We start from the raw sequence: 6,491 nt of genomic DNA, 5'->3' as shown, positions 1-6,491 counted from the left end.
TTCCATTGCTCTTTTTATAGCAAAAATAGAACCTTCATTTCTTGCCCAACTTCTTCGTGATATTCCGTTATTGACATCCCAAAAAAGCATCGATTCGATTCGTTTTGAAGCCGCTGCAGACCCATCAAGAACCATCCCAAATCCACCATTGATAACTTCGCCCCAACCTACACCGCCGCCATTGTGAATGGAAACCCAAGTGGCTCCACGAAAACTATCGCCTATCACGTTTTGTATAGCCATATCGGCAGTAAAACGAGAACCATCATAGATATTTGACGTTTCTCTATAAGGAGAATCCGTACCGGAAACATCGTGATGATCGCGGCCTAAAACCACTGTTCCAATCTCACCTTTAGCTATCGCTTGATTAAAAGCTTCGGCAATTTTCATTCTCCCTTCGGCATCGGCATAGAGGATTCTTGCTTGGGAACCTACAACCAATTTATTTTCCTGAGCGCCTTTTATCCATTGAATATTATCGGCCATTTGTTGTTGAATTTCAACTGGAGAATTATGCTGCATTTTTTCCAAAACTTCACAAGCGATGGCATCTGTTTTTTGTAAATCTTCAGGATTTCCCGAGGCACAAACCCAACGGAAAGGACCAAATCCGTAATCAAAACACATTGGACCCATTATATCTTGTACATAACTAGGATACCTAAAATCGATTCCGTTTGCCGCCATAACATCAGCGCCAGCGCGAGAAGCTTCAAGTAAGAAAGCATTTCCATAATCGAAAAAATAGGTTCCATTTGCCGTGTGTTTATTAATCGCTGCTGTATGTCTTCGCAAAGTTTCCTGTACTTTTACTTTGAATAATTCCGGATTATTGGCCATCATTTCATTAGCATCTTCGAATGAAATTCCGACAGGATAATAGCCTCCAGCCCAAGGGTTATGCAAGGAAGTTTGATCGGATCCCAAATCGATAGCCATGTTTTCTTGGTCGAATTTTTCCCAAACATCAACCACATTTCCGAGATAAGCGATAGAAACAATCTCTTTATTGGCTTTCGCTAAAGCAACTCTTGCTACTAATTTGTCGATGTCTTCAATAACTTCGTTGATCCATCCTTGACTGTGGCGAATGTGCGTTATTTTTGGATTTACTTCGGCACAAACTGTGATGCAACCTGCAATATTTCCAGCTTTGGGTTGAGCGCCAGACATTCCACCCAATCCTGAAGTGACAAATAATCCGCCCGATGGATTGGTTTTTATTTTTCTAAAACCATTCAGAACGGTAATCGTAGTTCCGTGAACAATGCCTTGCGGCCCAATATACATATAACTTCCTGCTGTCATTTGGCCGTATTGTGAAACTCCGAGGGCATTCATTTTTTCCCAATCGTCCGGTCTGGAGTAATTCGGAATAACCATTCCGTTTGTTACCACCACACGGGGTGCATCTTTGTGTGAAGGAAATAGTCCCATGGGATGACCCGAATAAATCGTAAGTGTCTGCTCTTCGGTCATTTCAGACAAATACTGCATCGTCAATAAATACTGTGCCCAGTTTTGGAAAACGGCTCCATTTCCACCATAAGTAATTAACTCGTGAGGATGTTGGGCCACCGCATAATCCAGATTGTTCTGAATCATCAGCATAATGGCTTTTGCTTGTTCGCATTTTCCAGGGTAATCTGAAATAGGACGAGCCTTCATTTCATAATCAGGACGAAAACGGTACATATATATTCTACCGTAGGTTTCTAATTCTGCGGCAAATTCTTTGATTAATTCGGCATGATGTTGTGGCTCGAAATAACGGAGCGCATTGCGAAGTGCTAATTTTTTCTCTTCTATCGAAAGTATTTCTTTTCGTTTTGGAGCGTGATTGATGTTGGCTTCAAAGGGTTTTGGAAGCGGTAATATGGTTGGAATTCCTTGTTGAATTTGTTCTTTGAAAGTCATTTTTCAATGTATATTGTATTGTTGTATAATGTATATTGTTATTTTGTATGCTGTTCGACTTACAGAAATACAGTCTACAATATATAATTTTTACTTTTTAATAATCCCCGTTTTTTTATTGAATCCATACGGGCAATGGCGACAGCCATTTTTGCAACAATACCCTTTTTTGAGATGGTATTTCTCGGTAAAACATTTATAACCTTCGGGTGTGAAATAAAAATCTTCCCCTTCGATTAATAATTTTTCATTACTTTGCTCTTTCATAGCGGCAAATTTATACACTTTATAGCAAATGTTTCTAATTGTTACCAAATATTTAATACCTAAAGGCTATCGAGGTTTGACCGTTTTTCCTTTTGTATTTGTGAAGCATCAGCTTGATAAAAAGAATTTTGTATTTATCCATCATGAGCGAATTCATATAAGGCAACAACTGGAAATGTTATTTTTTCCTTTTTTTATATGGTATTTCATTGAGTTTCTTATCCGATATATACAATTCAAAAAATGGAGTTTGGCCTATCGAAATATAAGTTTCGAAAGGGAAGCTTATACAAATGAAAAAGATCTAGACTATTTAAAGCGAAGGGATTTTTGGGGATTTTTGAAATATATTCGTTAGTTACCTAATTTTCTGTATCGTATCTTTGTCAAAAAATTCTATTTGTTTTGCAAGACATTTTAACGCAAAAAGTAAAAATAAGTAACGAGGCTGTATCACTCTCGATTCGCAGGGAGGATCTCATTCATCCTTTTATTTCTGGGAATAAATTCCGAAAACTCAAATACAATTTGATTCAGGCAAAAGCCGAGAATCAGGATACACTTCTGACTTTTGGTGGCGCATTTTCGAACCATATAGCTGCTGCCGCTTTTGCCGGTGCAGCACACGGATTCAGAACCATAGGAATTATTCGTGGCGATGAATTAGAAAATAAAATTCTCATCAATCCAACTCTTAAGTTTGCCCAGGAATGCGGAATGCGGTTTAAATTCGTCACTAGGGAATCCTATCGGCACAAAACGGAATCTGATTTTATCGCTAACTTGAAGAATGAATTTGGGGACTTTTATTATGTTCCCGAAGGTGGTACCAATGAATATGCGGTCAAAGGCTGTCAAGAAATTCTGTCTGTTGAAGATGCTCAATATGATTTTATCTGTTCTGCCGTTGGGACAGGAGGCACCATCAGTGGTTTAATCAATAGCATTTTGCCACATCAGAAAGTTTTAGGTTTTCCTGCTTTGAAAGGTGATTTTTTAAACGATGAAATTCGTAAATTTGCACAAAATGAGAATTGGGAATTGATTACGGACTATCATTTTGGCGGTTACGGCAAAGTGAATCAGGAGTTAATCGCTTTCCTGAATCGCTTTTATCGAGAAAATCAGATTCCTTTGGATCCTATTTATACAGGAAAGATGGTTTTTGGCGTTATGGATTTAATAGGAAAGAATTTTTTTAAAGAGAATTCCAAAATTCTGCTCATTCATACCGGTGGACTCCAAGGAATTAGTGGAATGAATATCAAATTGAAGGCAAAGAAATTACCAATTATAGATTTTTATGAATAGAATATGCGCATTCCTAGTTTTGGCTCTTTTATTCGTAAGTTGTAATACGAACAAATCGGTTATTCAAACCACGAAGAAAGGCTCAAAGTCCAATTCTTCCGTCGTCGATGCGTATAAAAAGCCTGGTGTGAACGGTTCGGTTGAAAACGCATCTACTGCAAAACCGGATCAAAATTATAATCGGAATACACAAATTCTGGAAGCTACATCTCGGGTAAAAGTGACCAACGAAATCATTTTGAATTATATCGATTCTTATAAAAGTATAGCTCAGTCCAATATGAAAAAGTATGGTATTCCGGCGAGTATTATCTTGGGTCAAGCCATATTAGAATCAGGTGCGGGAACAGGACCATTGAGTGTCCAAGCCAACAATCATTTCGGTATAAAATGCCATAAAGATTGGTTGGGTGAGAGTGTGAGCTATGATGATGATGCCGTTGATGAATGTTTTCGAAAATATAATAATTCATCAGATTCCTTCCGAGACCACGCTCTTTTTCTGACCACTAAGTCGCGATACGCCTCTCTTTTCACTTTAGAGAAAACTGATTATAAGTCTTGGGCCAGTGGATTGAAAGCGGCCGGTTATGCGACCGATGTTCAATATCCAGCCAAATTAATTGGATTAATTGAACGATTTCAACTGTATAAATACGATGATGTTGTGGTAGATAAAAAGGCTGTAGCCGAGAAAAAGACTATAACTCCTAATCAAGAAGTGAATAGGCATACAGTAACAAAAGGAGATACCTTATATTCTATTTCGAAACAATACAATATTCCTGTCGAAGAGTTAAAAAAGCAAAATAATATTTTTGACAATGCTATTTCGATAGGTCAGAACTTAAAAATTCAATAACAATCGTGAGGTTTAAAATGGTTTAATATTGTTTAAAGGTTTAAACTCTTAAACAATATTAAACCTTTAAACTCTTAAACAATTTAAAAATCTAAAATCTAAATGTTATATCAAAGAAGTAGTCAGCTGTTTGCTGAAGCAGAAAAAGTAATTCCGGGAGGTGTAAATTCGCCAGTTCGTGCGTTTAAAGCAGTAGGAGGAACTCCCATTTTTGTCAAAAGTGCCAAAGGTGCTTATTTGTTCGACGAGGACGGAAACAAATTGATCGATTATATTAATTCTTGGGGCCCAATGATTTTAGGTCACGCTTTTCAGCCCGTTGTCGATGCTGTAATCGAAAAAGCCAAGTTAGGCACATCTTTCGGAATGCCAACAAAATTAGAAACGCAGATTGCAGCTTTGGCTGTTTCTATGGTTCCCAACATCGATAAAATACGTTTTGTAAATTCAGGAACCGAAGCTTGTATGAGCGCCATTCGATTGGCTCGTGGATTCACCAAAAGAGATAAAATTATCAAATTTGCAGGCTGTTATCACGGTCATTCCGATTCGTTTTTGATTCAAGCTGGAAGTGGAGCTGTAACTTTTGGTTCTCCGAATAGTCCTGGCGTCACTGCAGGAACAGCAAAAGACACCTTGCTTGCCAAGTACAATGATTTAGACAATGTGGCGACTTTGATAAATGCCAATAAAAACGAAATTGCTGCCATAATTGTGGAGCCAGTAGCCGGAAATATGGGTTGTATTCCGCCAAACAAAGGTTTTCTGGAAGGCTTACGCCAATTGTGTACCGATAACGGAATTCTTCTGATTTTTGATGAGGTAATGACAGGATTCCGATTGGCTAGAGGCGGAGTGCAGGAGTTGTTCAATATCAAAGCGGATATTGTTTGCTTCGGAAAAGTAATAGGCGGCGGTTTACCAGTAGGTGCATTTGCAGCCCGTAACGAAATAATGAACTTTCTGGCTCCACTTGGGCCAGTGTATCAAGCAGGAACTTTGTCAGGAAATCCGTTGGCGATGGCTGCAGGTTTAGCAATGCTTCAGGCACTAGATACTGACCGAGAAATTTTCAAAAGATTAGCAGATAAAACGGCTTATCTGGCCGCTGGAATTGATACAGTTTTAAAGACAAATAATGTAGATTTTACAATCAATACAGTGGGATCTATGATTTCAGTTCATTTTGCTGACACTCCAGTTTTCGATTTTCAATCCGCAGCAAAAGGGGATAACGAAACCTTCAAAAAGTTTTTTCACGGCTTGCTGAAAGAGGGTATTTACATCGCGCCATCAGCTTATGAAACTTGGTTTATAACAGACGCGCTTACTTATGACGACTTAGATTTTACCATTCAAGCTGTTGATAAAGTATCAAAAACATTTTAAGTCGTCTCTTCGAGTGATCCCGCTTTTGGGCGGGATTGTATCGAGAAGTTATCTCTACTTGGGTTCTCGATACATTTTATTATAAAAAGCTATCGCATTTTTAATAAAATACTCGAACAGACGTGCCTGTTATATTGATTTGTAAAAGTAAATTTATTTGACTTTTTTTACATAAAAAAAACTTCCGGGAAGCACCCCGGAAGTTTCAACTAACTAACCAATTTATTAACCATTATTATCTAACCTCGTCTTTTTGGGCGATCCTCACGATCACCCTGATGTTTTCCTTGATGTTTTCCGGGACGATTTCCATTATGATTTTCTTTTAAAGAACTCCATTTTTCGAATTGCTTTGCATTTAGAATTTTTTCCACTCTTTTTTTAGTTGCAATTTGTTCGTCAAGCATTTTCATATGCATTGCAAACCTTTCGTCATTGGTAGGTTTTACTCCTTTTTCTTTTTTTGCTTTCATTTCAGCCTTCATCGCATCTTTTTTCGCCATTTTTTCCGAAATAACAGCGCTCATTTCTTTTTGTTGAGACTCATTCAAATCTAAATTTAAAGTCATTTTTTTTAACATCAATTGGTTTTGCTGTTCTGGAGTAAATTGCTCCATTTCAGGTCCTTGATGTTTTCTGTTTCTGTCTTGTGCAAAAATGGTTGTCCCAACCATTAGTAATGCGATAACAATTAATTTTTTCATTTCAAAGTGTTTTTAAATTATAGTGATAAGACATAGTT

Annotated in this window: 6 protein-coding genes; 3 read left to right on the top strand and 3 right to left on the bottom strand. The window is 37.7% G+C overall.

What is annotated here, in order from left to right:
- Together ACIQ1E_RS08030 and ACIQ1E_RS08025 are read right to left on the bottom strand one after the other, a co-directional pair.
- Positions 1–1,920: urocanate hydratase (locus tag ACIQ1E_RS08030; RefSeq protein ID WP_396170331.1), on the bottom strand; the 1,920-nt coding region annotated here is incomplete at its 3' end.
- A 90-nt stretch (positions 1,921–2,010) separates the two neighbouring features.
- Entirely contained in the window at positions 2,011–2,187 is a 177-nt protein-coding gene (locus ACIQ1E_RS08025; protein WP_396170329.1) for a DUF5522 domain-containing protein, read from the bottom strand.
- Between the two features lie 405 nt (positions 2,188–2,592).
- Here ACIQ1E_RS08025 and ACIQ1E_RS08020 point away from each other — a divergent pair, with 405 nt between their 5' ends.
- The 3 genes from ACIQ1E_RS08020 (at position 2,593) to hemL (ending at position 5,749) form a co-directional block, all read left to right on the top strand.
- On the top strand, positions 2,593–3,498 hold the full coding sequence (locus ACIQ1E_RS08020) for a 1-aminocyclopropane-1-carboxylate deaminase/D-cysteine desulfhydrase (RefSeq protein ID WP_396170327.1): 906 nt from the start codon (positions 2,593–2,595) through the stop codon (positions 3,496–3,498).
- On the top strand, positions 3,491–4,360 hold the full coding sequence (locus ACIQ1E_RS08015) for a glucosaminidase domain-containing protein (RefSeq protein ID WP_396170325.1): 870 nt from the start codon (positions 3,491–3,493) through the stop codon (positions 4,358–4,360). Before ACIQ1E_RS08020 ends, ACIQ1E_RS08015 begins: the two co-directional genes overlap by 8 nt.
- 102 nt (positions 4,361–4,462) lie before the next feature.
- Positions 4,463–5,749, top strand: coding sequence for a glutamate-1-semialdehyde 2,1-aminomutase (gene hemL / locus ACIQ1E_RS08010; protein ID WP_396170324.1), 1,287 nt, complete (start codon positions 4,463–4,465; stop codon positions 5,747–5,749).
- A 239-nt stretch (positions 5,750–5,988) separates the two neighbouring features.
- Here hemL and ACIQ1E_RS08005 read toward each other — a convergent pair whose 3' ends face one another.
- Positions 5,989–6,453 carry a hypothetical protein gene (locus tag ACIQ1E_RS08005; protein WP_396170323.1) on the bottom strand — a complete coding sequence of 155 codons (465 nt, stop codon included), beginning with the start codon at positions 6,451–6,453 and terminating at the stop codon, positions 5,989–5,991.
- Positions 6,454–6,491: the final 38 nt, after the last annotated feature.

The organism is Flavobacterium sp. (assembly GCF_044348915.1).
Lineage (GTDB): Bacteria > Bacteroidota > Bacteroidia > Flavobacteriales > Flavobacteriaceae > Flavobacterium.
This window is presented reverse-complemented; position numbering and strand designations above follow the sequence as displayed.